Raw genomic sequence first — 26,580 nt, forward strand, 5'->3', positions numbered from 1 at the left:
GACACTTGGATACAGTTGGATATGATTAAGCTATTTGTAGGTAGCTACTGCATTCTTTTGATATAGTTTTAGCACTAGTGTAGCGCAAAGAACAAATTGAACAAAAGAGCAATACTACCCAATATATAGAAACCACTCTTTATCAATAAATTATGCTTTACAACGAACTAAAGACAAGGTTTCCATTGAATATAGTTGCCTTACGTAGAGACCTTCGAGCAATTGCTACAGCAGAGCAAGAAGCCTCCACACACCATATTTGCACTATCTCTCACTTTTGGCTATGTTTGCTCACCTGCTTGATTGAGTGGAGTTTTTCCTCCTGTAATAAATTGAAGGATTTGGGCTAATGAGCGTTCATCCCCCCAACCTGAGCTTTTTGCCAAACGACCAGCTCGTTCTAATAAATTCCCGTTACCAAATGGGGACCAAACATCAAAGATATTGTCACACCCAATTACAACAGTTACTCCTTTTCTGTGTTATAAACCAGCAGGTGGAAACTTTCTACGTAGGGGGGACACTCGTCACGATCGTAATACCTGCATCACGTAAGATGCTCGCCATTTCTTCTGCCTCAGCGTGTGAAACATCTCCTAGCCCAAAGGTATGGCTATATAAAAATAATTAATTTCACTTAAGTTTTTTCATATGCTACATACTCCAAAGCAAAATAAAAAAGAGTCGTTATTCACGACTCTTACTGTTACGCATTTACTTGTTGATCTTCTTCTCGACTCATCATCGTTCTTACTACTTGTGCAATTTCCTCTGAATTTTCATCTTGAAATTCAACCGTAGAATTAGCTATTGGCACTTCTTGTTTTACGCCTTCTATTGATTCAAGTTCCTTTTCTTCTATATCGCCTTCAACCGCTTCCTCATCTTCCTCTGGTGTAAACAAGATGTAAGCAATTAGAAAACGTACAATAAACATTACAAAAAATGCGATGATTGCTACAATAAAAGAACCTATCAGGATTCGCAGAGGCGTAAATGGTTTTTGAAATGTACTAAAAAAATAAATAGAAAAGGCAATTAATGCTCCCCATAGGTTGTAAAATATAGAACCAAACATTAGATTTCACTCACTCCCTGGTTAACTGTTCGGATATGTAATATCGACGTTGCAGGATTAAATTCAATCGTTCTACCACTATTTCCACCAGTATCCTCGGCTACTAAAGGGATGCCCTGCCTCTTTAATTCATTTTTGACAGCTTCTACATTGCGGGGACCAATACGCATTGTATCTTTGTCTGAAGTAAATTGGAACATCTGCGCACCCCCTGCAATTTTTGCCTTGAGTTTAAATTTTTGAACGCCTTCTAACTTTAGTAAATCAATCATTGCAGCAATCCCTGAATCTGCAAATTTCGCGACATTGATTGACTCAGCTCTTCCTAAACTTGAATCTGGTAACATCACATGGATTAAACCAGCAATTTTTTTTGACTCATCATACAAAATAACACCAACACATGAACCAAGACCAGAAGTTCGAATCGTGTTAGGCAGCTTTACTACATCCATTTGTGCAATTCCCACTTTAATCACTTGTCCACTACTATTGGTTAACATATCACGAAACCCCTAATGCTTTAAAAATTGCATCAAACGAGTCAGGGTCTGGTAGTAGGAAGAAATGGCCCCTCACCGTTTCATGGTCTTCCACACCTTCTTCAAAAATGGATGTATTTATAACAATAACATTATCACTGACATGAGATAATTCTATTAATCCAATGCTTATTATAGCTCCAAACATATCAACACTTAGACCTGGCACAGTTGGATAAATTTTCAAATTAGTAAAATCCGATAAGGCAGATAAATAGGAGCCCGATAAAATATTACCCATCTCTTGCATGGCTGATAAACCTAACTCTGAAACAGGTCGTTTTTTAAAGTCAAAAGAATCATCAAAAATAAGTCGGCGTATAAAGCGGTTTGCTTGTTCGATCGGTAAAATAAAGAACATACTTCCCTCTGCATCACCTTCAATACGAAGGAAAATGCCAACAACTACGTTTTCTGATCCGCCAGCCAACTCCATCATATCGTTAAAGGACACCATCTCTACCTTTGGCACACGCATATCAATTTTTTTCCCAAGTAAATTGGAAAGTGCTGTCGCGGCATGCGCAGCACCGATGTTTCCAATCTCCTTTAATACATCTAAATGTAGTGATGTAATTTTTTGATTAAATGTCATTATCGATCCCTACTTTAGTGGATTTAATACTTTTTCTAAATGTAATAAGATTAATAATCGCTTCTCTACTTTAGCAACGCCTGAAATAAATTCTTCTTCAAGTGAGCCAACGACTTCTGGTTGGGGTTCAATAGCACTTGCAGGAATATCAATAACGTCGTTAGCAGAATCCACTACAAAGCCTACTTCCATATCTTCTAATGAAATAATAATAATGCGTGTTGTTTCCTCATGTTCAGAAATAGGTAATTCAAAACGTTCACGTAAATCCACAATTGGTGTGACAACACCTCGTAGATTAATTACACCTTTTACATATTTCGCTGTTTTCGGTACACGTGTAATATGCATTAATTTCTCAATTCCTTGAACATGGGACACAGGAATTGCATATTCTTTATCTGCTAACTGAAAAACTATTACTTTAATACTTTCTTGCTCCACTGCATTTGTCATACTTTACACCTCTCTTATTCATTCACCTTATTTAATTAGTGCGTTGCAATCTACAATTAAGGCTACTTTACCATTGCCTAAGATTGTTGCTCCTGAAATGGCAAAGATATTTGTTAAGTAATTTCCTAAAGACTTCAAGACAATCTCTTGTTGGCCAATGAATGAATCCACCACTAAACCAGCAAGTTTTTCACCCTTACGGACAATCACCACTGAGTGGAATTCTTCATCTTGATGCTCTTGACGAGGTACCTCAAAGATTTCCTCTAAGAATACCAACGGCACAACTTTGCCACGGAAGTCGATTACTTTTTGATTATGCGCATTCATAATCTCTGATGAACGGATAATAGATGTTTCGATAATAGAAGATAGTGGAATAGCATAAATTTCCTTTTCAATCTCCACAAGCATAACTGAAATAATTGATAATGTCAGTGGTAATTGAATCGAGAAGATGGATCCAACATCCTGTGTTGATTCAATTGAAATATTGCCACCTAGTGATTCAATCGTTGTTTTTACAACATCTAAACCTACTCCACGACCAGATACATCTGAAATAACATCTGCAGTTGAGAAGCCTGAAGCTAGAATAAGCTCATTAATTTGTTTATCAGACATTGAATAGGATTGTTCTTGTGTAACAATACCTTTTGAAATAGCTTTCGCTAACACTTTTTCTCTATTTATGCCCGCGCCATCGTCTTCAATTTCAATAAAGACGTAGTTTCCGCTATGATAGGCACGCAATACGACCGTTCCTTCTTCAGGCTTGCCTTTTGCACGACGAGCAGTTGGATTCTCAATGCCATGATCCACAGAATTACGAATCAAGTGAACAAGCGGATCTCCAATTTCATCAATTACTGTGCGATCTAGTTCGGTTTCAGCACCAATAATTTCAAGGTTGATTTTCTTATTTAAATCACGTGATAGCTGACGAATCATTTTCGGGAAACGATTGAACACTGTTTCTACAGGTACCATTCGCATTGTTAAAATAATAGTTTGCAAATCACCCATCACACGACTCATACGCTCTACTGTTTCATTTAGTTCGCCATGATTTACTTCAGTAGAGATAGATTGCAGTCGACCACGATCAATGACAAGCTCTTCAAACAAGTTCATTAAAATATCTAGACGTTCAATATTTACACGAATTGTTTTATTACCTACAGGTGCATGATTTTTGTCAGCCTTGGAAGGTGTAGCTTCTTTAGCAGGTTTTGCAATAGGCTCGGCTTTAGCAGCAGGCGTACTTGTTGGTATAGCAGCTACCTCAGCCACTGCTGTTGCAGTTGCTGCTACTTCTTGTTGCGCTTCAAATACTTTTTCACTAAATTTCCGTTGGTCAATTGTAGTCACTATAACCTCATCAACTTCAGAAACTTTCATTAGCTTTTTCTGCATATCCTCAGCTGTTGTTTTTGTGACAAAAGCTACATAAAATTGTTGATCAAACTGTTCATCTTCTAACTTTTCAACAGATGGACTTGATTTAATGACATCCCCATCTTTTTCCAAAATCTCAAACACCATAAATACACGTGCTGCCTTAAGAAGGCAATCGTCACGTAATGTTACTAAAATTTCAAAAGCATTAAAGCCTTGTTCAGCCGATTGTGTAATGACTGTTTGTTCAAACGAATCATATTCTAATACACTTTCAACAACCGGTGCAGCAACCGTTGCTACCACCTCTGGTATTGCTGCTTCCTCGCCTAGTTCTATACGCTTTAGTTGTGCGACAGTTGAGGAAACATCACGCTTACCATCTCCACCATTCGCAATATCCATCACCATTTCTTCTAAATGATCAACAGATTCAAATACAACATCTAAAATTTCAGGTGTTACATGAATCTTCTCATTACGGATGGCATCTAAAACATTCTCCATTTTATGGGTTAAATCTGCTAAATCTTCGAAGCCCATTGTGGCAGACATACCTTTTAATGTGTGTGCAGAGCGGAATATTTCCCCAACAATTGCCAAATCATCTGGATTTTTTTCTAATTCTAATAAATGTTCACTACACGCTTGTAAATGTTCTTTACTTTCTTCAATAAACATCTCTAAATATTGATTGACTTCCATAAGAGGACACCCCTTTTAAGGCAAATATTTCATTATTGTTTGTGCAATATCATCTACATCTGCAACTTCATCAACAAGTTGCGTTTCTACTGCTGCTTTTGGCATACCATATACAATGCAAGTTTCTGCTGATTCTGCAATAGCAATGACATTGCCAGTATGTTTTAATGCTTTTAGACCATTAGAGCCATCATGGCCCATACCTGTCATAATCACTGCTACTTTATCAAAATCTTTATATTGACTAACATCTTCGAACATGACATCTACAGAAGGTCGGTGGCCAGATCTTGGTGCTTCCTGATTATCAAGAACAATGCCAAAAGTTGTCCCTACTTTTCTAAGTTTTAAATGATATCCACCTGGTGCAATATAAGCCACTCCATTTTGCAAAATATCGCCCTGTTCAGCTTCTTTAACAGAAATTTCACTTAGCTGATCAAGTCGATTAGCAAGCGATTTAGTAAATCCAGCAGGCATATGCTGAACAATTAATATTGGAGCTTGAATAGACTTAGGAATTTTAGTAACAACCTCCTGAAGCGCGCGAGGTCCTCCTGTTGATGTGCCAATTAACACAATCTTCTTTCCTATTTTACTCCATTCTACCATTGGTTTAGTTACGGCTACCTTAGTAGAAACAACATTAGTAGACGTATTTGTTCGTCCATGCTGTTGTGGTTCCTTTATTACGGTACTCACCCTTGTCACTTGTTCGTGTTGTCGTTTACTTCCAGAAGGTTTTTTCAATTTGGAAACTGGCACCGTTGCAGCTTGTTCCACTTTGTGCACAAGTTCATTTTGAATTTTATGTAAATCAAGGGAGATGGTCCCGCTAGGCTTGGCAACAAAATCGACTGCCCCGCTCTCAATTGCTGCAATTGCATTGTCTGTCCCACGTTGAGTGGTACTTGAGAGCATTACTACAGGAACTGGACATTGTATCATAATTTCTTTTAAAGCATCGAGCCCGTTCATTTCAGGCATCTCAATATCCATTGTTACAACGTTTGGCTTCAACGATTGTATCTTTTTGATCGCATCTTTTCCATTTCGAGCTGTTCCAACTACTTCCACCTTCGAGTTGCCAACAAAAAAGTCACTAATTAGCTTTCTCATAAAAGCAGAATCATCCACAACTAAAAGCTTGCTTTTATGCAAAAAGTCCAATTAATCACGCCCTTTCGAGAAAATACTTCTAAGTTTCGTTAAAAATTTTTTCGTTGTTTGATCATGTGCATGTATTTCCTCCGCACGTTGCTCCATAAAACGAACGACTATAAGTTGCATTGTCTTTGATATTAATGCGTCTGGATAAGCAAGTGAGAATGGCACTTGCTCGCGCACTGCCTTACGCACAACAGGGTCTTCAGGTAATGAACCAAGAATGATCGTTTCTTTGTCTAAAAAACGTTTCATTGTTAACTGCAAACGTTCATTCGTTTCTATTCCTTCTTCTTTACTGAAAGCGCGGTTACAGAGAATATAAAACTGCTTATCTGGATCTCGAACATGAATATATTTCATCATGGAATACGCATCTGTAATAGAAGTAGGTTCCGCTGTTGAAATGACGATAATTTCATCAATGGATGTGAGTAAATCTAACGACCAATTAGTAGCACCAGCGCCCATATCAAATAAAATATAATCATAGTTTTTTTGAAGTTCTTCAAATGCTTGAATAAGTCGTTCAAACATACTATGAGACCAATCAAGCACGCTCGTCATACCTGACCCACCTGAAATATACCTTAAATCATAAGGCCCTTCAAATATTACCTCATCTAGTAGCTTATTTCCTTCTAAGTAATCTTTTAAACTATAAGAAGCATTTTTCCCAATTAAGATATGGATATTCCCCATCCCAATATCCATATCTACAATGACAACTCTTTTTCCCTTTTGGGCCAAAGTCATGGCAAAGTTCATTGTGAAGTTACTTTTACCTACTCCACCTTTGCCACTTACAACTGCAATCGCTCTACCTAGTTCGCCTTGCTGTTTCATCATTTTTAAGCGTAATGCTTCAGCTTGGTCTCTCATTTTTCTTCACCTTGAAAAAACAAATTAAGTACTGCTTCTAAATCAGCTTCTTCAATATCTTCTGGTACTTCTTGACCATTCGTATAGTAAGCAAGTCCTTTATTATATTTAATCATTAAATTGATCATTGTGCCAATAGAATTTGTTTCATCAATTTTTGTAAAAATGAATTTTTCAATTGGTAATTGCTTGAATTGATCTACAATATTCTCCATATCCCTTTCTTTCGTTGTCATTGCAAGCACTAAATAAGATTCTGCATGATCATCGAATTTTATGAGACGTTGGAGATCATCAACATACTTGACTTCTTTATAATTTCGACCAGCTGTATCAATAAAAACCAAATCTAAATGTGATAATCTCTGGATTGCTTGTTCAAAATCTGTTGCATTGTAAGCAATTTCAACAGGAGCTTGTAAGAGACCAGCATATGTTTTGAGCTGCTCTATTGCCGCAATCCGATAAGTATCTGTCGTAATAAAGCCAATCTTTTTCTTTTTTTCTAACACAGCTCTAGCTGCCATTTTGGCAATGGTTGTAGTCTTTCCAACCCCTGTTGGTCCTAAAATGTTTATATATTTTCTTTCGTAGGATAATCCTCCGATGGGAAGTACTTCTAGCTTCTTACGTAGTAAATTTTTTGCTATCAATTTACATTGCGAGAAATTTATTTCGGATGCTTCTTTAAAATGCATAAAAAGCTCATCACCTATCGTTGTGATGAGCTCTTCACTTAGCTCTTGCTGTCTTAAGTATTCAATGAAGGGTAAGAGTTCATCGGGATATTGAGCTTGGGTAGTCTTTTTATGCATCGATTGCATTAATGATTTTAAATCAGCAATTTCTTTTCTCAATTCTTCTGACATGCTAGCGTCCTCATGTACTGCTGCTACACCAAGGGGTGGCTCCTGATGTATTTTTGCTTGAATAGCATTTGTAATCTCTTGTAACCTTGCATTTTCTTTTTTTACTACTGGCAGTCCAGCTGGTGGTGTTGGTACTGAAGCCACTTGTTGTGGCTCCATTGCATCAATACCCGCAACCACTTCAAAACTTTTCTTTTTTATCATGCCAAAAAATTTCTTTGTGATGACGACTTTTGAATTTAATATGACTGCGTCCTCACCTAATTCTGCTCGCACTTGCTTCATCGCCTCTGGTATGGATGATGCATAATACTTTTTCATTTTCATTAAACATTCACCACCCCAACACTTTGAATTTCAACCGAAGCATCCAATTCATTATAGGATAGAACCGGAATTTGTGGGAAATAACGCTCCGTTAGTTGACGTAAATACATTCGAACTGCTGGAGAGCATAATATAATAGCTGATTGCTCCATAAACGAAACACGCTCTACTTCCGCTGCAATAGTTTCTAATACTGTTTGAGAATCTTGTGGATCCATCGCTAAATAATTTCCGTGATCCGTTTGTTGGATACTATCAGCGATCATTTTTTCTACTTTACCAGAAACCGTAATCACCTTTAATACTGAACTATCCCCAACATACTGTGCTGTAATTTGACGAGCCAATGCTTGACGTACATATTCAGCTAAGATATCTGTATCACTCGTTAATTTTGCATAGTCTGCAAGCGTCTCAAAAATAATTGGCAAGTTACGCACTGATACATTCTCTCGAAGAAGCTTACCCAGTACCTTTTGAATTTCTCCAGTAGATAAAGGTGCAGGTGTTAATTCTTCTACTAAAATTGGATGGGATTCGCGTAAATGATCGATTAACTGCTTTGTCTCTTGACGGCCTAATAACTCATGAGCATTTGCTCTAATTATTTCTGTTAAATGTGTTGACACCACACTCGGTGGGTCCACAACTGTGTAACCGTACATTTCCGCGTCCTCTTTTACTTGCTCTGTAATCCACTTAGCTGGTAATCCAAATGATGGCTCGACAGTATCAATACCTTCAATAGAATCATCGTCGCCAGGACTCATCGCTAAATAATGATCTAGTAAAAGTTCTCCTCGTGCCATTTCATTCCCCTTTATTTTAATTCGATATTCATTTGGTTGAAGCTGAATATTGTCTCGAATACGGACTACTGGAATCACGATACCTAACTCCAAGGCAAGCTGTCGACGAATCATGATAACACGGTCTAATAAATCCCCACCTTGAGCGGCATCTACTAAGGGAATTAATCCATAACCAAATTCGAATTCAATTGGGTCCACATTTAATAAATTCACAACATTCTCAGGACTCTTCATGCCGTCAGTAGCCACTTCTTCTTCAATCTCTTGTAATTCTTCTTCATCCTCTGGCTTCTTACGTTCCATCATATAAGCTCCCGCAATTAACGAAAGGCCTATTGGCAGCGTTACCCAGTTTGGTATTGGCGTAAATAGCCCTAGTAATACAATGGTACCTCCTGCTACATAAAGCAGCTTAGCTTGAGCAAATAATTGGCCTGTAATGTCTTGACCAAGACTCCCTTTAGAAGAGGCTCGTGTTACGACAATCCCTGTAGCAGTCGAAATAAGCAAGGCAGGAATTTGGGATACAATACCGTCCCCAACTGTTAGTTTCGAAAAATGAGTTGCCGCTTCTGCAAATGGAAGCCCCATTTGTACAACGCCAATGATGATACCAAATAATAGATTGATAATAACCATTACCATTGAAGCGATGGCATCCCCTTTTACAAATTTCGTGGCACCATCCATTGCACCGTAAAAGTCAGCTTCTCCTGCAACTTTTTCACGTCGCTCGCGCGCTTCTTTTTCGGAAATAATCCCCGCATTTAAGTCAGCATCAATACTCATTTGTTTACCTGGCATCGCATCAAGTGTGAAACGTGCCGCTACTTCTGCTACTCGTTCTGCACCTTTTGTAATTACAATAAACTGAATTAACACTAAAATTAAGAAGACGACTAAACCAACAAGTATATTTCCTCCAACTACGAAATCACCAAAAGTTTCAACGACCGAACCTGCATCTCCATTTGCTAAGATGGCACGAGTTGTGGAAACACTTAGTCCTAATCGGAACAAAGTCAGTAGTAAAATCACCGAAGGAAAAATGGAAAAATCCAATGCTTCTTTCATACTCATTGCTGTGAGCAGTACAATTAATCCTAATGTAATATTAATGACAATTAAAAAACTTAACATCCACGGAGGAAGAGGGATGATGAGCATCGCAACGATTAAAATAACCGCACCTAAAACCCCAATATCGCGAACTTTCATTTGTGTCCCTCCTACAAAAAGCCTTAAATTTTTCGCTTAATTCGGTAAACATAAGCGAGTATCTCTGCTACTGCTTTGAAAAATTCTTCTGGTACCTGATCGCCTATTTCTACCTGGTCATACATAGCTCGTGCTAAAGGTCGATTTTCAACCATTATTACATCATGTTCTTTGGCGATCAGTTTAATTTTTTGAGCAATAAAGTCTGTCCCCTTGGCAATAACACGAGGAGCATCCATACTGTCCTCATTATATTTGAGGGCAATTGCATAGTGAGTAGGGTTGGTAATAACTACATCCGCACTCGGAACCTCTGACATCATACGTCTCATCGCCATCTCACGTTGGCGTTGTTTGATTTTTGATTTGATTAGAGGGTCACCCTCACTATTTTTATATTCATCTTTAATATCTTGCTTAGACATTTTAAGATTTTTTTCATACTCATGTTTTTGATACATCCAGTCTAAAACGGATACACAAAGTAATACTAAAGAAGCTGCTATACCCATAATACCAACAAGCTTCCCTACCGTAATGAGAGTCATCCATGGACTTTTAAACGATAACGCCAAAACTTCTGGTAAGTTTGACCAAATAATAATTGTTGTAACACTTCCGATAAAACCAATCTTTAAAACAGACTTTATTAACTCCACAATGGCTTTGACAGAAAATATCTTTTTTAACCCTTTAATAGGGTCCATCTTTTTCAAATCAAATTTCATTGGCTCTAACGTAAAAAGAAAACCAAATTGCAAAAAGTTACCTGCAAGTGCTCCGACAAATGCAATTGCCATAATGGGCACAATGATAAAAGCCATTTGAATCAAAGTTTCTGTAAATAGGTGCATCACACTATCAATAGTCAGTGATTCGATGCGTATGTTATGAATAAAGGTTTGCCTGAAAAAAGCTAATAGCTCGTCACGCAAAGAGCCAGCAAAGAAAAACAAAAAGATAAATACCATTAACATTACAATGGCACTTGAAATATCTTGACTCTTGACAACTTGCCCTTTTTTCCGAGCATCCTGTCGTTTCTTAGGGGTTGCCTTTTCTGTTTTTTCACCCGCAAAAAATTGTAGCTCTAAATTCAGTAGTAGTCTCATATTATCCACCACCTAAAATGGCCATTAAATCACGCATCCCATAAATCATTATCGTAATAAGCTTTTGAATAACTTGAATCATAACGGCCATCATTGTAAATAACACTAAAAAACTAACACCAATTTTAATAGGAAAACCGACAACAAATATATTTAATTGCGGTACTGTTTTTGCAGTGATCCCTAAAGCTAAATCGACCAAGAATAAGGTCGCTACAACAGGAGCAGCCATCTGGAATGCTATGGCAAAAACTGCTGTGAAAGTTGTGATAATAAATTGAGGAAAGTTTTCGTTCATAAAACTTGGGAATTGATCCATCGGGAAAAATTGATAGCTGTAGTAGATTCCATTAAGAATCATATGATGGCCATCAATCGCTAACAATAAAAGCAGTGCTAGCATATTAAAAAACTGACCGATTAATGGACTTTGAGCACCTGTTTGCGGGTCAATTATATTGGCAATGGCAAAACCCATTTGAAAATCGATAAAGCTTCCTGCAATTTGAATTGCGGACATGATGATATAGCCCATTAGACCGAGTAATAGTCCAACTAGTGCTTCTTTCATCACTAATAATATGTAATCATCATTGAATGCAAATGGCTCAACATCAATTGTATAGTACATCATCCAAGCTAAAACCAGTGCGAGAGTAATTTTGACTTGAGGTGGAATGGTTCTATAGGAAAAAAAAGGAACCGTAGCAAAAAAGGCTGAGACACGTACAAGTACTAATAAGAAAACCGTTAAATGCGGAATTAATTCATTCATGTACTCACCCTATATATCGCGTTAAATTCTCGAATATGTCTCTCGCATAGCTTGTAACTTGAGATAGCATCCAAGGGCCAAAGAATACGATGGCCACTAAGACAGCAATAATTTTTGGTACAAATGCTAACGTTTGCTCTTGTATCGAAGTTGTGGCTTGAAAGATACTTACCGCTAAACCCGAGATTAAAGCAACTAATAGTAGCGGACCGCTTGTTAGAAGGATAATCATTATAGCACGCTCTGCAATGGAAATAACCAACTCACCTGTCATACTGTATCATCCCCTAAAAACTTTGTAGTAACGATTTCATAACGAGATACCAGCCATCAACCAGTACAAATAATAAAATTTTAAATGGCAATGAAATCATTACTGGCGGTAACATCATCATCCCCATCGACATTAATGTACTCGCGACAATCATATCGATCACTAGGAATGGAATAAAAATCATAAAACCAATTTGAAATGCTGTTTTAATTTCACTTAAAGCAAAGGCAGGTACAAGCATAGTCAGTGGGATTTCCTCCACTGATGCTGGTTTTTCTGCTTGATTATATGTTAAAAACAAATCAAGATCTTTTTGCCTAGTATGCTTACTCATAAACTCTTTAAATGGCACACTAGCACGGTCATAGGCTTCTTCTATACCAATTTCTTCAGCAAACAATGGTTGTAATGCCTCTTTATTGACCTCTTGAAAGGTTGGTGCCATGATAAAAAATGTTAAAAATAGTGCCAGCCCAATGATCACTTGATTTGGTGGCATTTGCTGTGTTGCCAATGCTGTACGCACAAAGGATAAGACTATGACTATACGAGCAAAGGATGTCATTAAAATTAAAATACTTGGTGCAAGTGATAAAACTGTTAGTAAAAGTAAGAGCTTTACAGATGTAGAGACATTCGTTGGATCGCTGTTGGAAAAAATATTGATTAAATCATTCATTTACCATTCTTCTCCTTCTGCTTCCATCTCTCTATCTCATCACTACGCTCCTGTTTTATTTCTGATAGCTTTTTTTCGAATAGATTGCCAAATGAATCTTGCTTTTGCTGCTCATTTTGCACCTTCGCGCTATCTTTTCTCTTAAACTTAGAAAATACTTCTGCAATATACGGTGATGTTGCTGCAAATTCTTGCCTTTCGTTATATAGGGCTAAAAGAGCTTCAACTTCTTCAGGGTCTGTAATTTCTCGTAAAAGCTGAACGTCTTCTCCGACCCCAACTAAATACAATGTTTTACCTACCTGTAAAAGTTGAACTGACTTTTGCGCACCTAACGATAAACCGCCTAAATTTTGTACCATTTGATTACGTTGGAAGTTTAAATTTCGTTTATTTAAAAACTTCATCAATCCATAAAATAAAGCTACAACAAAAATAAGCGCCAAAACCATTTTTATGTATTCCCATGCAGATATATCTCCAGCTGCTGTTACAGTTGTTTCTTGTTTAGCAGCTGGATCAGTCGTATCTCCATTACAAGCTTCTGGGTCTTTAATACAATCCGTGACACTATTTGTATCAGCGTCTGCATAGACAGAAGTCGGTGTCGGGTACAAAAACAGGAAGGATACAAGAAATGCGAAAATCATCGTTAAACGAAATGATTTTAACATTTTCATGCAATCATCCTAGCGCTTTTTGAATCGCTTCAATTACACGATCTGCTTGGAAAGGTTTTACGATAAAGTCTTTAGCACCAGCTTGAATCGCATCGATTACCATTGCTTGTTGCCCCATTGCTGAACACATAATTACAGTTGCACTTGGATCTGTTCCCTTAATAGCTTTAAGGGCTGCAATACCGTCCATCTCTGGCATTGTGATATCCATTGTTACTAAATCTGGTTTTAGTTCATTGTACTTTTCGACAGCTTGTAAACCATCTGCTGCCTCTCCAACAACTTCAAATCCATTTTTTGATAAAATATCCTTGATCATCATGCGCATAAATGCAGCGTCGTCTACAATCAAAATTCTTTTAGACATGGTTAACTCCTCCAATTGAAACTATCTTAAATTATTTAAACGCTCTGCTTGACTTAAAACATCTGTAATACGGACACCAAAGTTTTCGTCAATAACAACGACTTCCCCTTTAGCAATTAAACGATTATTGACTAAAATATCAACCGGTTCTCCCGCTAATTTATCCAGTTCAATAATTGAACCACTTGATAGTTCTAAAATCTCTTTAACAGAACGTTTCGTACGTCCTAACTCTACAGTAACTTGCAATGGAATATCAAGTAGCATATTTAAATTTCTAGCTTCGGATTGAGAGATTACATTTGTATCGAAGCTAGCAAACTGCGCTTGTTGCACATTTACAGGTTGTGCAGGTCTTGCTGGTTGTGCAAATTGTTGTGGCTCCTGATAAATCGGTTGCTGCATCGGTGCTGACTGCTGTTGATAAACTGGTTGTTCAGATGGTGGTGCTACAGGTATTTGCTGTTGAACAGGCGGTGGTGTAACTGGTGGAGCCTCAGGTGCAATAGTTGCTGCCACCGGTTCCTCAAACACTCCTGTTTCACCTAATAATGATTTTACAATATTTTGACTAAATTTAAGCGGTAATAATTGCATTAAATTCGAATCAATTAAATTACCAATTCTTAATCTAAATGAAACTTTCACCAGCAAATCGTCTTCTGGGATATTTTCTCGACCTTCATCTTGCGAGATGTTCATTAAATCAATTGTCGGTGGAGAAATATCTACTTTTTTGTTGAAGACCGTCGACATAGATGTAGCAGCTGAGCCCATCATTTGATTCATAGCCTCTTGAACAGCACTTAGCTGAATTTCACCTAAGTCTGGCTTAGGATTTAATCCATCGCCACCTAACATTAAATCTGCGATAATTGCTGCATCAGATTGTTTAATAACAAGTAAATTCATACCTGTCAAACCAATTGTATATTCAACTTGTACAGCTACATATGGATGAGGAAATTCCTCTTCTAATTTATTACGATTAATCATTGAAATACTTGGAGTTGTAATATCTACTTTTTGACCCAATAACGCTGAAAGAGCTGTGGCAGAGCTACCAAAGGATATATTGCCTACCTCTCCTAATGCATCTTGTGCAAACGAATCAAGGTAATCCTCCACTCGTATCTCATTTATTTCTTCATTTGTTGAAGCATCAGTGTCGTTGTTTTTATCTCCCAACGTCTCGCCCCTTAATAGCGCTTCAATTTCTTCTTGGGAGAGCATTTCATCACTCATCTTCGTCTCCTCCTTTCAAAGGGTCGATAATCTGGATTGCTAATTTTTTGCCTTTTTTACCTGGTTGAACAGTGAACTTTGGCAATGTACCTACTTTTAGTAATAATGGCGCTTCAATTTTTTGATCTAACTGTATGACATCTCCAACTTGCATTGTTAGGAAATCTTCAATAGTGATGTCCGTTAATCCTAATTCAACTGAAAGTGGTAATTGGGCTTGTTTCACACGTGTTTCAAGCATTTTTGTTTGCTCTGGTGACATCTCTTTCGTATTGGTTTGCATCCAATAGCGAACCGAAAGATTTGGAACAATTGGCTCCAATACAACATGTGGAATACAAATATTAATCATACCGCTTGTCTCACCAATTATCGTATTTAACGAAATTACGACAACCGTTTCATTAGGTGAAATCATTTGTAAAAATTGTGGATTTACTTCAAGTTCCACTAATATTGGATCAATTTCCGCAACATTTTCCCATGCTTCGCGTAAATTGTCGAATGAGCGTTCAAAAAGGTTTGTCATAATTTTTGTTTCTATTTCCGTTAGGTTATCTACATTACTATGACTTGCCCCACTACCGCCCATTAGGCGATCTAACATCGAATAGGCAATATTAGGATTAATTTCCATCAATATATTACCATCTAATGGTGGCACTTCAAATACATTAATGAGTGTCATATTTGGAATGGAACGAACAAACTCTTCAAATGGTATTTGGTCTACTGATGCAACCGTAATTTGTACATAGCTTCTAAGCTGTGCAGAGAAAAAGGTTGTCAATAGTCGTGCGAAATTTTCATGTATTCGGGTCAAACTTCGGATTTGATCTTTTGAGAAGCGAAGTGCTCGTTTAAAATCATAAACTTTAACCTTACGTCCCTCGTCCTCTTTTTTTATGTCATCCGCTGACATTTCCCCTGTCGATATAGCGGAAAGCAGCGCATCTATCTCAGATTGAGATAACACATCTCCTGCCATTTGCCCACCTCCAATTCAAGCAGTTTCTGTTTTATTGAGTAATGAAGGAGGTAAAATATACTTCCTGGACTTCTCCCTCTTGCATCAACTCATTTAATCTTGTTTTTAATGATTTTTGGAAAATTTGTTTCCCTTGCTTACCTTCTAAGTCCTTTTGCTCCATTTCAGAAAGCTCTTGAATGGCGATATTTTGCACTTGGAAAACGCGCTTTGTTAACTCTGCACCCGCTTCCTTGCTTGTCGTTTGAATTTTCAATGACAAGCGAACAACTCTTTTATCTGCAAGATTTGTCGTGATCTCTGGTATCTCCACTGTTGCCTCTACAATCTCATCAATGGACGGCTCAACAGCTCCTGTGGGTTTATTAAATTGCGTAAGCAATACAAACAAAATAACCCCAATCAAAATGACTGCTACTAGTAAAATAATAATCATTGTTAGCATTTTATTATTCTTCATCTTCTTCACCTCGTAGATGCGGGTTGGATAGTATTTGTATATTGTTATAAAAGGCAGTTACCTTTTGTCGCACCTCTTCTTCACTCTCTAAAACAATTAATTTTGTTCCAGTTGTTAATGTAATAGTCGTATCTGGAAATGATTCGACTGTTTCTATGTATAAAGCATTTAATGTAAATGCTTTGCCATTTAGACGTGTTAGTTCAATCATGAATTAGGGCCGGGTCTAGCATGAGAGCCGGCCCGACCCTCCCTCATATGAAAATATGTTTGTTAAAACGTCCGTTTTGAAAGGACTATATTATTATCGTTTTAAGTTTACTAGCTCTTGTAATATTTCATCAGATGTTGTGATGATACGCGTATTTGCTTGGAAACCACGTTGTGCCACAATCATCTCAGTAAATTCCTCTGAAAGGTCTACGTTCGACATTTCAAGAGCACCTGAAACAGCTTTACCGATACCAAATGTATTACCTACACCTATTTGAACTGCTCCAGAGTTTGCACTTTCTTGGAAGTAGTTATTCCCTTCTTTTGTTAAACCTTCAGCATTCGGAAATTTAGCCATTACAATTTGACCAGCAAATTTAAGCCCTTCACTATCTACGAATGTAACTTTACCATCCGTACTTATAGACATTGATTGTGCATCTGTCGGGATTCGGATTCGGGTCCCTGTTACTTCAGTTTGTAATTCGTCCCAATCTTCCGAATCGTATTCTAGTGCCGTGCCAGCATCTTCAACAAGTGGTAAATCCACATCGTCTTCAGCTGTTCCTTCCCAACCTTGGATACCAACTACATAGTTCCCTGATGCATCTACTAAGAAACCTTGCTCATCCATATAGAAGTTTCCAGCGCGTGTGTAAGCTACACTGTCAAAGTTTTCTCCCGCAACTGATTCTCCGTCACCATCTGGATTGTATTTCGCAACCATAAAGAAGCCTTCACCCTCAACAGCAATATCCAAAACACGACCAGTAGTTTGGCGTGATCCAGATCCATGAATAGTATCAATTGTTGCTAAGCTTGAACCTAATCCTACCTGTTGAGGATTCGTACCACCTGCTGTCAAACTCGGACCAGAGGCACCTGCCTGTGTTTGCGACATTAAATCTTTGAAAATTACTCGCCCTTTTTTAAAGCCATAAGTGTTCACGTTGGCAATATTATTACCAATCACATCTAGCTTTGTTTGGAAGTTTTTAAGACCTGAAATACCTGAATACATAGAACGTAACATATGTTTTCGTTCTCCCTTCGTTTTATATAGGTGAGCTTCTATCACTCAGCATCACCAAGGCTTCCTTACGTAAGAAGGTCCAGCCTTTAAAGCACAATCGTGCCATCAATATTTGTAAATAACTGCTGTTTTGCTTCCGTGCGATCCATTGCTGTAATGACAGTAGCGTTTTTAGCACTGACAATTAAAGCTGCTTGATCCATCAAGACTAATGGTTGTTTGACACCTTTTGAGTGTGCTTCAAATACCTTATCCGATACAACCTGCCATTCTTGTTCAGTGATATTAATTTTACGCTCAATAATACGTTCATTCGCATGCTTACTCACCTTTAGCTCTTGTTTAGAAGCTTCCTGTAAATGAGCTTTAAATGATTGTTGTGTATTGACTGGCTTAGGTTGTGTGGTACGAATAGATGGATGCAAGGGTACACGATGAATTGAAAATTTATCCATCACTTTTCTCCACCTTTATTCGCTAATCACTGTAAAATCTCTATCTGTTAGTCTTTTATCATTATCTAGTACGTAATTAATGACCCCATCTTTATTGGAAACAGAGACGATTCGTCCTTTTAGTTCTTGATCACCGTCTTTATACGTTACATTTTTACCAATCAATTGGCTAGCCTTCACTAATGGAGATTCTGGTACATTATTATTGCCATTTGAACTAGAGTCGCTAGCTCCACCTAAAATACCAGATATATTACCAGGAGCAATCTCTTTCCCATCAGCTAATTTGAACACAACATTACCATCTACAAATTTAAGAGATTCAATTACGCCTGTTCCTTCATTAACCACAGGATTTCCTTTTTCATCTTTCCCCTCTGTAATCTCATGCCATTTGACTTCTTTGCCTATAAAAGTTGTATAACTCATCATCTGTGTTTGTTGCTGAGATGCTAGTAAAGATTCCATTGCCTTTGTCATATTTTGCATTTGCTCTAAAGAAGAGAACTGCGCCATTTGAGAAATAAATTCTCGATCATCCATTGGATTCGTTGGATCCTGATGCTGTAATTGTGTAATTAACAATTGTAGAAAGGCATCTTTGCCAAGCTCACTATTGCCTGTTTGCTTCACTGGCTTCTGATAATTTGAGTAATAAAGATCATCAGTTATAGCCGGATTTGTCACTTTCGTAGTTGTATCTGCCATTTTTACACCTCCTCACTTATTAAATAGTCACTAAAGGACATTCCTTCATCTTCATCATCACTTTTTTGATCCTGTTCTTCTTCCTGCTGTTGTTTAAAGAAATTATTGAAGAAGCTTTGATCACGTTGTTGACGATCGGCATCTTGCAGAGATTGTGCAATATCAAGGCGATCTACTTGTATATTTTGCTGAGTAAATGCCTGTTTTAGCTGGTGTGCTTGACTATCAAGTAATTCACGTCCATGAGCTGTAGAAGCCAGCAAACGGGCTGTAAGGACACCATCATTTTGTACAAGTTCAATACGAACCGTCCCTAGATTTTCTGGATACAATTTTATGGTTAAACGTGTAATACCTTGAGCATTCGAAATCTGTGCTCGATTGATAATAGCTTGCATTTCTTTTAGTAAAGCTTCTGATTGAGCAGGCTTCGCCGTTGGTAACGTTACATGGAATGTGTCTGGTTTCGTTTGTACAGTTTGTGGCGTAACCATGTCATTTGTAGTTGTTTCACTTTGTTTGATCACTTGGACTTGATGAACTACTTGCTGGAAGCCTTGTAATGGCAATGTAACAGTTGTTTTTGTTGTTACCTGCAAAGTTCCTACCTGCGTTTGTAATGACGTTAATAGGCTCTTCACAGTCGTTAACAGATCTTCTTGGGATGCTGTTAAGTCTGTCTTTTGCCCTACTAATTGCGCTAATTTCAACACTTGGAGAAGTTGTGATGCCTCTTTTGGTGTCACATGACCTTCACCTTGTAAAGCCGTGCTTATATTCGCCTGTAGTACCGGCGCTTGAGCATCTACTAATGTTAAGAGCTCCCAAACATCACTTGCTTCCTTTTCTTCTCCTAGTAGCTGTTGAACTATTTTTTGCAGCTGCTCTTCATTAATGCCTAATGCGTTTAATATATTGTCTAAATTAAGCATTTCATCCATCGCCACTGCTTTTCCGTCTTCACCAAGCTGAAGCATTAATAAGCCATCATCGTGAGTAATCCCTAGTAAATCTAGTACTTCCTCCATTGAGTCAGCATTTAATAACGCTTGTAAATCCTCGAGTTCATTTGTTGAGAACGTCTGTGTTGACTGGGTTGTTTGAGTTGTTTGGGTTGAAGAAGTTAATACTTGCCCAAAAACAGAACCAAAATTTGATAAATTTTCTTTCTTCGGTGTACTGTCTATTTTTCCTTCAGCGTTTCCAACTGTTGTTGACTTTGTTGCTGCAGTTTTAGTAGGTACTGTTTTATTAATCATTTGCATCATTGCTACATCCACTATTTTTCACCTCCTTTCAATTATCCTACTGTTTAGCCATAAGCTCCGTATATTTTGCTGCATCTTTTGCATCCATTTTCTCTAAAATAGCTGCTAATTTATCTGGCTTTAAATTCGTTAAAATCCTCAGTGCTTCTGTATCACTCATATTGATTAAGACAGGTGCCGCAGCTTTCGGCGACATCTTATCAAATGTTGATAAAATATCGTTAAAATCACGCTTCACATCATCTTGTTCACGATTTAATTTTTCAATTTCAAATTGAAGCTGTTCCTTTTCTGTCAGCAGCTTCTCTTTTTCAGTTATTGTTGAATCTAATTTTTTTTGAAGCTGGGTAATCTCTGCTTCTTTTTCTTGTACCTCTGCCTGTAAACTCACTATTTTAGAGTCGTTATTAACGACAGCATCCTTTGCTTGTTGTTCTTCTGAGGGGATAAAAGGTATACTACCAATTGCCTTTTTTCCTAAATCAAAGACATTTGTATTCATTAAAGTTGCCACAACAAGCAAAACCGCTACTACAAACATAATCGGCAGTACAATCCAAGTAAAAAACTTAAGAAAGCCCCCAGATTTTTTCTTTGGTTGCTCTTCTACTAACTCTGTTGCTAATCGATTGTCTTTCTTTGCCATGAAATCACCTGATTTCTTTCTTGTTATACGTTTGTAATGAAATTTCATCTAAAAAAAGGCTTTCTATACGATCTTGCTCTTGTTGGAAATGCTTAAAATCCTTTTCTCTCATTTTTTCAAATTTACGTACTTCCAAGTTTTTTTCTAATAGTTTTTCTTCGTGCCAATTCATCTTTGCACGAGCTTGTATCACTTTCTGTTGTACATCTGCAATTGTTTTTTCGAGACTATCAATAAAACGACTATAATGATGGATTTCATTTATGGATGAACCAACCATTAAACGCTCCTGCTGGAATGCAATTAAATCTTCTTTCTTTTTTAGCAATTCATATAATTTCGTTGCTATTTCTTCAAAAGAACGGACAGATTCCTTATAAGCCATTTCGGTTTCGTTTTTTTCTTGTTCGCGAATTGTTAATACTTTTTCAAAACGATACACATAACTGACCATCTATTTCGCACCACCGTTCGATAATGTTATTAACTCATTGACACTTTCTTCAAGTGTCACTTTATCTAAGTAACCCTGTTTAAGATAAGCAGTAATGAGCGGTTCATAATGAATTGCTTCATCAATTTCTTTAGAGGTTCCTCTTTTATAAGCACCAATATTGATCAAATCCTCTGATTTGTCGTAAGTATAATAGAGTTCTCTTAATCGTTCAGCAGCTTTCTTATGAGTTGGCTCTGCAACATGATTCATCAAACGACTCACACTTTTCAAGACGTTTATGGCTGGATATTGCCCTTTGTTGGCAAGATTTCGATCCAATACAATATGACCATCTAATATCCCTCGCACAGTATCCGCAATGGGCTCATTCATATCGTCACCATCTACTAAAACAGTATAGAATGCTGTTATAGAACCCTTTTCATTAGTGCCTGTACGTTCTAGTAATTTAGGCAATATCGCAAAAACAGAAGGCGTATAACCTTTTTGTGCTGGTGGTTCTCCTGTGGCAAGTCCAATTTCACGTTGTGCCATAGCCACACGTGTCACGGAATCCATCATCAGCATGACATTTAAGCCTCGATTTCTAAAATATTCGGCGATTGCTGTAGCTGTAAATGCCCCTTTAATCCGCATTAATGCCGGTTGATCAGAGGTAGCTGCAACAACAATCGATCGACTTAAGCCCTCAGCACCCAAATCACGTTCGATGAATTCCCGAACCTCACGACCACGCTCACCTATTAGCGCAATGACATTCAAATCTGCTTGTGTATTTCTTGCGATCATACCAAGTAAAGTACTTTTACCTACCCCTGAACCCGCGAAAATACCAACACGTTGTCCATTTCCAACTGTTAGCATACCGTCAATTGCCTTGACTCCCACTTCAAGCCTTTCATTAATTGGTGGACGAGTTAGTGGGTTTGGTGGATCTTGCTCTGTAGGGACTGTCATGAGACCTTTAGGTAATAGAGTGCCATCAATTGGATTTCCCATAGAATCTAATACTTTGCCGATTAACTCAGGACCCACTTTTACTTCCAGTGGGGCTCCCGTTCCTTCGACAAGGCAGCCAATAGATATTTCACGTAAAGAGGTAAAAGGCATCAAGACGACTATTTCATCTTTAAAGCCAACGACCTCTGCTAAAATAATCTGGTGTCCATGATTTACAGTTTCCACATGAATTTTACAGACATCACCTATAGAACTATCTGGACCTTGCGACTCAATCATTAAGCCAACAACTCTAGTAACCCTACCGAACTTTTTAAAAGTTGGGATATGCGGAATTTGTTCAATTAATTGAGCCGCTTTCATCAAGATCATTCCTTACTCTCTAATATTTCATGTAACTTTAATCTCAGTGCATTTAATTGCTCATCGATGCTAACCATAATTCGCCCATGATTTGTTTCAATATAGCAATCTGTCTCATTATCTAAATCTTCATTAACAAAAATCATAAATGGTACGTCTATTGGGAACATTTCTGCTAATTCATCTCGGTTGGTCGTAATTAAAGCATAATAAGCTGGCGAAACATAAATTTTAATTTCCTTCATTTCTCTTGCTTCTTTCAGCCCTCTACGCACAATCGATACAAATAGTTCGTTATCCTGTTCTAAAGAAGTACCAATAATTCTTTCTGCCGCAGTTAAACCTAACTCTAAAATTACCGCTTCTTGATCCTCAATATATTTTTGAGCATTTTCTTTCGCTAACATCATTATTTCGTTCGCTGTTTGAAGTGACTGAGCCATTGCTTCGGTGGCCTTATTCACGCCATCTTCATAGCCTTGTCCAAATCCCTCATCATAAGCTTCTTGAACACGATTGGGTCTCTCTTCCTCCCAACTTAGCTTTAAATGTTCAATCTCTTGAAAGTGCCTATGCTTTTCCTGTTCAAACATCTCTCGTTCAGCTTGCAAAGCAGTTCTTGCTTCAGTAAGTAAACGATCTCGCTCTGCCACGACTTCATCCAACGTTAATTGATGCTGAGGAGGCTCTTCTTCTTGGTATTCTTCCATCGCTTCAAACATATCGCGGATTTGAATTTCTTTGACATTATCGCTATCAGATTTAGTGTAAATAGAACGGATGATTCTAGACAATGACGTCATCTCCTCCACCACGAGCAATAATAATCTCTCCAGCATCCTCTAGACGACGAATAACAGCAACAATTCGAGATTGTGCCTCCTCTACGTCACGTAAACGTACAGGTCCCATAATTTCCATTTCTTCTTTAAATGTTTCAGCCATACGTTGTGACATATTACGGAATATAATATCTTTTACCTCTTCACTTGATACCTTCATTGAAAGCAGTAAGTCTTCGTTTTCGCAATCACGAATAACACGCTGAATGGAACGATTGTCGAGTGTAACAATATCCTCGAACACAAACATACGTTTTTTGATTTCCTCTGCAAGTTCTGGGTCTTGTATTTCCAGTGCATCGAGTATTGTTTTTTCTGTTTGTCGATCTACTCCATTTAAAACTTCAACGACTGCATCAATACCGCCGGTTTCTGTATAATCCTGCGTAACGGTTGATGATAATTTACGCTCTAACACAGATTCAATTTCGCTAATCACTTCTGGTGAAGTCGATTCCATGACCGCTATACGTTTAGCAATGTCAGCTTGTACTTCCTGTGGTAAAGAAGATAAAATAACCCCTGCTTGCCCTGCCTCTAAATAAGAGAGGATTAGGGCAATTGTTTGAGGATGTTCATTTTGGATAAAGTTAAAAATTTGCGCTGGATCAGCTCTTCTAGCAAAATCAAACGGGCGTACTTGTAAAGAAGATGTTAGTCGATTGATGATTGTTTGTGCTTGTTCTACGCCAAGTGCTTTTTCTAATACTGTTTTTGCATAGCCAATACCACCTTGTGTGATATAGTCCTGCGCGAGTGCAATATTGTGAAATTCTTCAATAATTTCTTCTTTTACATTTGATTCTACTTTTTTAACACTTGAAATCTCTAATGTTAAACGTTCAATTTCTTCCTCTGTTAAATGCTTATAGACAGAAGCTGAAACTTCAGGCCCTAATGAAATTAACAAGAGAGCGGCCTTTTGTTTTCCGGTTAATTCTTTATCTTTCTTGGACACAGCCGAACCTCCTAGTTAGTCTTCAGCAATCCAACTACGCAGTAACTTTGCAAAATCGTCTGGCTTATCTTTGGCCATTTTTTCTAGCTGCTTACGACGCATTGTAGCTTCCGTTTCAATTTCTTCATTAATATCATCAACCATTAATTCTTCTTGTTCTTCTAGGATACTTAACTCTTCTTCTTCCTTCGCACGTTTACGTGAACGGATAATGAAGAATGCTAGTAATAAGATAACAGCTAACAAGATACCTCCGATAACCCAAACCCACCATGGAATGATTGGTTTTTCATCAGCTACCTCTGTTGCCTTACCGTATAATGGTTGTACAGATACCGCCACTTTTTCATCGATCTGCTCTTGAGTAAGTTCTGCTGCTACGTCTTTGGAAATTGTTGTACGTACAATTGTACTTAAAATTTTCTCAATATCTTCTCGAACACCGTCTGGTAATGACGCTGCATCAGTTGCTGTCGGTGGTTCAACAATTACTTGAATCCCAATATCCTGAATTTTATAAGGAGCTTCTTGAATATCCTTACGTATACGGTTCACATCATTATTAATCGTTTCTTCCGTACGCTCGTAATCACCATTTCCTGCTGTACCTTCATTATAAGTTGTGAAGTTATCAGTAGTTGTTTCAGCTTCAGGTGTTCCAGCAGCGGCAGCTGCGCCTGTACCAGAATATTGCTCTGTAATTCGCTGAGCACTTATGGCAATACCTTCCATATTTTCTTCGTCAACTGGTGTCACAAGATTTTCTTCACGATTTTCTTTCTTGAAATCAATATCCGTTGTGACAGAAACCATTACTTTATCTTGTCCCATCAACGTTCCAAGCATATTTTGCACTTGACGTTGTAGATCTCGTTCTACCAATTTCTTCATTTGTAACTGGCCTTCAGCTGTTGTTGTGGAAGTACCATCAGCTGTTGCTGCATTCAGATCAAAGTACTCTGAAAATTGGTTAGAGATCACGATATTTTCAGTCTTTAAATTCGGAATACTTTTTGACACTAAATTGTACATTGTAGTTATTTGCTGTTCCGTAAATTTATAGCCAGGATCAGTATTTAAAACGATAGATGCTGTTGCCTCTCCCTGAACATCCGTTACGAATACACCTTCCTCAGGAACAGTAATCATCACTTTTGCATCTTTTACACCTTCCAGATTTTTGAAAAGTTTAGCAATTTCAGTTTCAGTAGCTGCTTTTTTTAATAGGTTAAATTCATTATCAGTCATACCAAAACCTGAACTATTAGCAAATGAGTAATCGATTGAACCTGTTTGTGGATATCCCTCTGAAGCTAATTGCACTAATAAGGAGTCAACTTGTTCTTCTGGCACTAAAATAGATGTTCCACCTGGAGCAATTTGATAAGTCACACCTTGGGAATCTAGCGCTTCCTTTACCTGTCCAATTTCCCGTGTTGATAAATCTTTATAAAGTGGAACATATGTAGTTTTGGAAGCAAAAAATGTCACAATTGCTGCTATTGCGATTACAACTACCACGGAGCCAATCATAACTATTTTTTGCTTTTTACTTCGACTTGTCCAAAATTGACTGGTGTCGTTTTTTATTTTTGTCAATCGTTCATTCATTATGAATCCTCCGGTTATAGTGAATAACCTAGCCATCAATAATTCGCGAACATAATGAGCCACTCTGAATTGTGGTTGTTAATATATATTGAAAAGAGGTTTCTTATCTTTACAATATAATTAAACACTCATGCGCATTATTTCTTGGTAAGCTTCAATCACCTTATTGCGAACTTCAATTGTTGCGTTTAGGGTAATGCTTGCCTTTTGCGAAGCAATCATCACTTCATGCAACTCCACATCTTCACCTTTAATTAGCTTCTGAGTAAATTTATCAGAAGTTATTTGTTGATCATTTACTTTTGCAATTGCTTCTTTTAACGAGTTCGCGAAGCTTTGTTGCGCTTCATAAGGTGTAGCATTCAGTTTATTCGTGTTATTTACAACCTGAGTAGGTGTCATTAGCGAAATGGACGAAATGGCCATGTATGTATCTTCCT

30 protein-coding genes are annotated in these 26,580 nt (G+C 37.7%); all 30 read right to left on the reverse strand.

The window, feature by feature from the left end:
- Positions 1-706 precede the first annotated feature (706 nt).
- Complete coding sequence (locus tag QH639_RS23760) at positions 707-1,078, reverse strand: hypothetical protein (RefSeq protein WP_131521889.1); 372 nt, start codon at positions 1,076-1,078, stop codon at positions 707-709.
- On the reverse strand, positions 1,078-1,581 hold the full coding sequence (locus tag QH639_RS23765; RefSeq protein WP_004269269.1) for a chemotaxis protein CheD: 504 nt from the start codon (positions 1,579-1,581) through the stop codon (positions 1,078-1,080). Before QH639_RS23765 ends, QH639_RS23760 begins: the two co-directional genes overlap by 1 nt.
- A 1-nt stretch (position 1,582) precedes the next feature.
- A complete protein-coding gene (locus tag QH639_RS23770) occupies positions 1,583-2,215 on the reverse strand; it encodes a chemotaxis protein CheC (RefSeq protein WP_131521890.1) in 633 nt (210 codons plus the stop codon).
- Between the two features lie 9 nt (positions 2,216-2,224).
- Positions 2,225-2,671, reverse strand: a complete 447-nt coding sequence (locus tag QH639_RS23775) for a chemotaxis protein CheW (protein WP_004269272.1) — start codon at positions 2,669-2,671, stop codon at positions 2,225-2,227.
- A gap of 27 nt (positions 2,672-2,698) precedes the next feature.
- On the reverse strand, positions 2,699-4,774 hold the full coding sequence (locus QH639_RS23780; RefSeq protein ID WP_131521891.1) for a chemotaxis protein CheA: 2,076 nt from the start codon (positions 4,772-4,774) through the stop codon (positions 2,699-2,701).
- Between the two features lie 15 nt (positions 4,775-4,789).
- Positions 4,790-5,944 carry a protein-glutamate methylesterase/protein-glutamine glutaminase gene (locus tag QH639_RS23785; protein ID WP_131521892.1) on the reverse strand — a complete coding sequence of 385 codons (1,155 nt, stop codon included), beginning with the start codon at positions 5,942-5,944 and terminating at the stop codon, positions 4,790-4,792.
- Positions 5,945-6,820, reverse strand: coding sequence for a MinD/ParA family protein (locus QH639_RS23790; RefSeq protein ID WP_131521893.1), 876 nt, complete (start codon positions 6,818-6,820; stop codon positions 5,945-5,947). It abuts the gene before it with no gap.
- The gene (flhF, locus tag QH639_RS23795; protein WP_131521894.1) at positions 6,817-8,016 is read right to left on the reverse strand and encodes a flagellar biosynthesis GTPase FlhF; all 1,200 of its coding nucleotides are present in this window, start codon (positions 8,014-8,016) and stop codon (positions 6,817-6,819) included. The genes QH639_RS23790 and flhF overlap by 4 nt, the downstream gene beginning before the upstream one ends.
- Positions 8,016-10,046 (reverse strand): flagellar biosynthesis protein FlhA, encoded by a 2,031-nt coding sequence (flhA, locus tag QH639_RS23800; protein ID WP_131521895.1) that lies wholly within the window; start codon positions 10,044-10,046, stop codon positions 8,016-8,018. The genes flhF and flhA overlap by 1 nt, the downstream gene beginning before the upstream one ends.
- 23 nt (positions 10,047-10,069) lie before the next feature.
- Complete coding sequence (flhB, locus tag QH639_RS23805) at positions 10,070-11,158, reverse strand: flagellar biosynthesis protein FlhB (RefSeq protein WP_048391594.1); 1,089 nt, start codon at positions 11,156-11,158, stop codon at positions 10,070-10,072.
- Position 11,159: 1 nt separating this feature from the next.
- On the reverse strand, positions 11,160-11,933 hold the full coding sequence (gene fliR / locus QH639_RS23810; protein ID WP_004269284.1) for a flagellar biosynthetic protein FliR: 774 nt from the start codon (positions 11,931-11,933) through the stop codon (positions 11,160-11,162).
- Positions 11,934-11,937: 4 nt separating this feature from the next.
- Positions 11,938-12,207, reverse strand: a complete 270-nt coding sequence (gene fliQ / locus QH639_RS23815; protein WP_004269285.1) for a flagellar biosynthesis protein FliQ — start codon at positions 12,205-12,207, stop codon at positions 11,938-11,940.
- Positions 12,208-12,220: 13 nt separating this feature from the next.
- On the reverse strand, positions 12,221-12,886 hold the full coding sequence (fliP, locus tag QH639_RS23820) for a flagellar type III secretion system pore protein FliP (RefSeq protein ID WP_048391597.1): 666 nt from the start codon (positions 12,884-12,886) through the stop codon (positions 12,221-12,223).
- Complete coding sequence (locus QH639_RS23825) at positions 12,883-13,560, reverse strand: flagellar biosynthetic protein FliO (RefSeq protein ID WP_281115354.1); 678 nt, start codon at positions 13,558-13,560, stop codon at positions 12,883-12,885. The genes fliP and QH639_RS23825 overlap by 4 nt, the downstream gene beginning before the upstream one ends.
- Positions 13,561-13,570: 10 nt before the next feature.
- Positions 13,571-13,933, reverse strand: a complete 363-nt coding sequence (locus QH639_RS23830) for a response regulator (protein ID WP_004269288.1) — start codon at positions 13,931-13,933, stop codon at positions 13,571-13,573.
- Between the two features lie 21 nt (positions 13,934-13,954).
- Positions 13,955-15,178 carry a flagellar motor switch phosphatase FliY gene (fliY, locus tag QH639_RS23835; RefSeq protein ID WP_131521896.1) on the reverse strand — a complete coding sequence of 408 codons (1,224 nt, stop codon included), beginning with the start codon at positions 15,176-15,178 and terminating at the stop codon, positions 13,955-13,957.
- Positions 15,171-16,166, reverse strand: coding sequence for a flagellar motor switch protein FliM (fliM, locus tag QH639_RS23840; protein WP_004269290.1), 996 nt, complete (start codon positions 16,164-16,166; stop codon positions 15,171-15,173). The genes fliY and fliM overlap by 8 nt, the downstream gene beginning before the upstream one ends.
- 31 nt (positions 16,167-16,197) lie before the next feature.
- Positions 16,198-16,626 (reverse strand): flagellar basal body-associated protein FliL, encoded by a 429-nt coding sequence (fliL, locus tag QH639_RS23845; protein ID WP_237899668.1) that lies wholly within the window; start codon positions 16,624-16,626, stop codon positions 16,198-16,200.
- A complete protein-coding gene (locus tag QH639_RS23850) occupies positions 16,616-16,837 on the reverse strand; it encodes a flagellar FlbD family protein (RefSeq protein WP_016994570.1) in 222 nt (73 codons plus the stop codon). Before QH639_RS23850 ends, fliL begins: the two co-directional genes overlap by 11 nt.
- Positions 16,838-16,930: 93 nt before the next feature.
- Positions 16,931-17,872 (reverse strand): flagellar basal body rod protein FlgG, encoded by a 942-nt coding sequence (gene flgG / locus QH639_RS23855; protein ID WP_131521898.1) that lies wholly within the window; start codon positions 17,870-17,872, stop codon positions 16,931-16,933.
- Between the two features lie 86 nt (positions 17,873-17,958).
- On the reverse strand, positions 17,959-18,327 hold the full coding sequence (locus QH639_RS23860) for a TIGR02530 family flagellar biosynthesis protein (RefSeq protein ID WP_131521899.1): 369 nt from the start codon (positions 18,325-18,327) through the stop codon (positions 17,959-17,961).
- Positions 18,328-18,342: 15 nt separating this feature from the next.
- Entirely contained in the window at positions 18,343-19,035 is a 693-nt protein-coding gene (gene flgD / locus QH639_RS23865) for a flagellar hook assembly protein FlgD (protein ID WP_131521900.1), read from the reverse strand.
- A 2-nt stretch (positions 19,036-19,037) separates the two neighbouring features.
- Positions 19,038-20,315 carry a flagellar hook-length control protein FliK gene (locus QH639_RS23870; RefSeq protein WP_237899666.1) on the reverse strand — a complete coding sequence of 426 codons (1,278 nt, stop codon included), beginning with the start codon at positions 20,313-20,315 and terminating at the stop codon, positions 19,038-19,040.
- Between the two features lie 25 nt (positions 20,316-20,340).
- Positions 20,341-20,949, reverse strand: a complete 609-nt coding sequence (locus tag QH639_RS23875; RefSeq protein ID WP_237899663.1) for a MotE family protein — start codon at positions 20,947-20,949, stop codon at positions 20,341-20,343.
- Positions 20,950-20,953: 4 nt separating this feature from the next.
- Positions 20,954-21,403 carry a flagellar export protein FliJ gene (gene fliJ, locus QH639_RS23880; RefSeq protein ID WP_131521902.1) on the reverse strand — a complete coding sequence of 150 codons (450 nt, stop codon included), beginning with the start codon at positions 21,401-21,403 and terminating at the stop codon, positions 20,954-20,956.
- The gene (gene fliI / locus QH639_RS23885; RefSeq protein WP_066037836.1) at positions 21,404-22,729 is read right to left on the reverse strand and encodes a flagellar protein export ATPase FliI; all 1,326 of its coding nucleotides are present in this window, start codon (positions 22,727-22,729) and stop codon (positions 21,404-21,406) included.
- Positions 22,730-22,734: 5 nt separating this feature from the next.
- A complete protein-coding gene (fliH, locus tag QH639_RS23890) occupies positions 22,735-23,523 on the reverse strand; it encodes a flagellar assembly protein FliH (protein WP_131521903.1) in 789 nt (262 codons plus the stop codon).
- A complete protein-coding gene (gene fliG / locus QH639_RS23895) occupies positions 23,516-24,529 on the reverse strand; it encodes a flagellar motor switch protein FliG (RefSeq protein ID WP_008180783.1) in 1,014 nt (337 codons plus the stop codon). The genes fliH and fliG overlap by 8 nt, the downstream gene beginning before the upstream one ends.
- A gap of 15 nt (positions 24,530-24,544) precedes the next feature.
- On the reverse strand, positions 24,545-26,140 hold the full coding sequence (fliF, locus tag QH639_RS23900; protein ID WP_131521904.1) for a flagellar basal-body MS-ring/collar protein FliF: 1,596 nt from the start codon (positions 26,138-26,140) through the stop codon (positions 24,545-24,547).
- Positions 26,141-26,260: 120 nt separating this feature from the next.
- Complete coding sequence (gene fliE, locus QH639_RS23905; protein WP_004269303.1) at positions 26,261-26,566, reverse strand: flagellar hook-basal body complex protein FliE; 306 nt, start codon at positions 26,564-26,566, stop codon at positions 26,261-26,263.
- Positions 26,567-26,580: the final 14 nt, after the last annotated feature.

Source organism: Lysinibacillus sp. 1 U-2021 (genome assembly GCF_029916965.1).
In the GTDB taxonomy this organism is placed as follows: domain Bacteria; phylum Bacillota; class Bacilli; order Bacillales_A; family Planococcaceae; genus Lysinibacillus; species Lysinibacillus capsici.

Excerpts from the sequence above, each read along its gene's own strand:
- flgD (WP_131521900.1), bottom strand. The coding sequence starts at position 19,035 with ATGGCAGATACAACTACGAAAGTGACAAATCCGGCTATAACTGATGAT.
- QH639_RS23860 (WP_131521899.1), bottom strand. The coding sequence starts at position 18,327 with ATGGATAAATTTTCAATTCATCGTGTACCCTTGCATCCATCTATTCGT.
- fliF (WP_131521904.1), bottom strand. The coding sequence starts at position 26,140 with ATGAATGAACGATTGACAAAAATAAAAAACGACACCAGTCAATTTTGG.
- fliP (WP_048391597.1), bottom strand. The coding sequence starts at position 12,886 with ATGAATGATTTAATCAATATTTTTTCCAACAGCGATCCAACGAATGTC.
- fliQ (WP_004269285.1), bottom strand. The coding sequence starts at position 12,207 with ATGACAGGTGAGTTGGTTATTTCCATTGCAGAGCGTGCTATAATGATT.
- fliM (WP_004269290.1), bottom strand. The coding sequence starts at position 16,166 with ATGGCAGGAGATGTGTTATCTCAATCTGAGATAGATGCGCTGCTTTCC.
- fliL (WP_237899668.1), bottom strand. The coding sequence starts at position 16,626 with ATGAAGAATAATAAAATGCTAACAATGATTATTATTTTACTAGTAGCA.
- QH639_RS23850 (WP_016994570.1), bottom strand. The coding sequence starts at position 16,837 with ATGATTGAACTAACACGTCTAAATGGCAAAGCATTTACATTAAATGCT.
- flhF (WP_131521894.1), bottom strand. The coding sequence starts at position 8,016 with ATGAAAATGAAAAAGTATTATGCATCATCCATACCAGAGGCGATGAAG.
- flgG (WP_131521898.1), bottom strand. The coding sequence starts at position 17,872 with ATGTTACGTTCTATGTATTCAGGTATTTCAGGTCTTAAAAACTTCCAA.
- QH639_RS23825 (WP_281115354.1), bottom strand. The coding sequence starts at position 13,560 with ATGTTAAAATCATTTCGTTTAACGATGATTTTCGCATTTCTTGTATCC.
- QH639_RS23790 (WP_131521893.1), bottom strand. The coding sequence starts at position 6,820 with ATGAGAGACCAAGCTGAAGCATTACGCTTAAAAATGATGAAACAGCAA.
- QH639_RS23780 (WP_131521891.1), bottom strand. The coding sequence starts at position 4,774 with ATGGAAGTCAATCAATATTTAGAGATGTTTATTGAAGAAAGTAAAGAA.
- fliY (WP_131521896.1), bottom strand. The coding sequence starts at position 15,178 with ATGAGTGATGAAATGCTCTCCCAAGAAGAAATTGAAGCGCTATTAAGG.
- QH639_RS23770 (WP_131521890.1), bottom strand. The coding sequence starts at position 2,215 with ATGACATTTAATCAAAAAATTACATCACTACATTTAGATGTATTAAAG.
- fliR (WP_004269284.1), bottom strand. The coding sequence starts at position 11,933 with ATGAATGAATTAATTCCGCATTTAACGGTTTTCTTATTAGTACTTGTA.
- QH639_RS23830 (WP_004269288.1), bottom strand. The coding sequence starts at position 13,933 with ATGTCTAAAAGAATTTTGATTGTAGACGACGCTGCATTTATGCGCATG.
- fliJ (WP_131521902.1), bottom strand. The coding sequence starts at position 21,403 with ATGGTCAGTTATGTGTATCGTTTTGAAAAAGTATTAACAATTCGCGAA.
- QH639_RS23875 (WP_237899663.1), bottom strand. The coding sequence starts at position 20,949 with ATGGCAAAGAAAGACAATCGATTAGCAACAGAGTTAGTAGAAGAGCAA.
- QH639_RS23765 (WP_004269269.1), bottom strand. The coding sequence starts at position 1,581 with ATGTTAACCAATAGTAGTGGACAAGTGATTAAAGTGGGAATTGCACAA.
- fliE (WP_004269303.1), bottom strand. The coding sequence starts at position 26,566 with ATGGCCATTTCGTCCATTTCGCTAATGACACCTACTCAGGTTGTAAAT.
- fliI (WP_066037836.1), bottom strand. The coding sequence starts at position 22,729 with ATGAAAGCGGCTCAATTAATTGAACAAATTCCGCATATCCCAACTTTT.
- QH639_RS23760 (WP_131521889.1), bottom strand. The coding sequence starts at position 1,078 with ATGTTTGGTTCTATATTTTACAACCTATGGGGAGCATTAATTGCCTTT.
- flhB (WP_048391594.1), bottom strand. The coding sequence starts at position 11,158 with ATGAGACTACTACTGAATTTAGAGCTACAATTTTTTGCGGGTGAAAAA.
- QH639_RS23775 (WP_004269272.1), bottom strand. The coding sequence starts at position 2,671 with ATGACAAATGCAGTGGAGCAAGAAAGTATTAAAGTAATAGTTTTTCAG.
- flhA (WP_131521895.1), bottom strand. The coding sequence starts at position 10,046 with ATGAAAGTTCGCGATATTGGGGTTTTAGGTGCGGTTATTTTAATCGTT.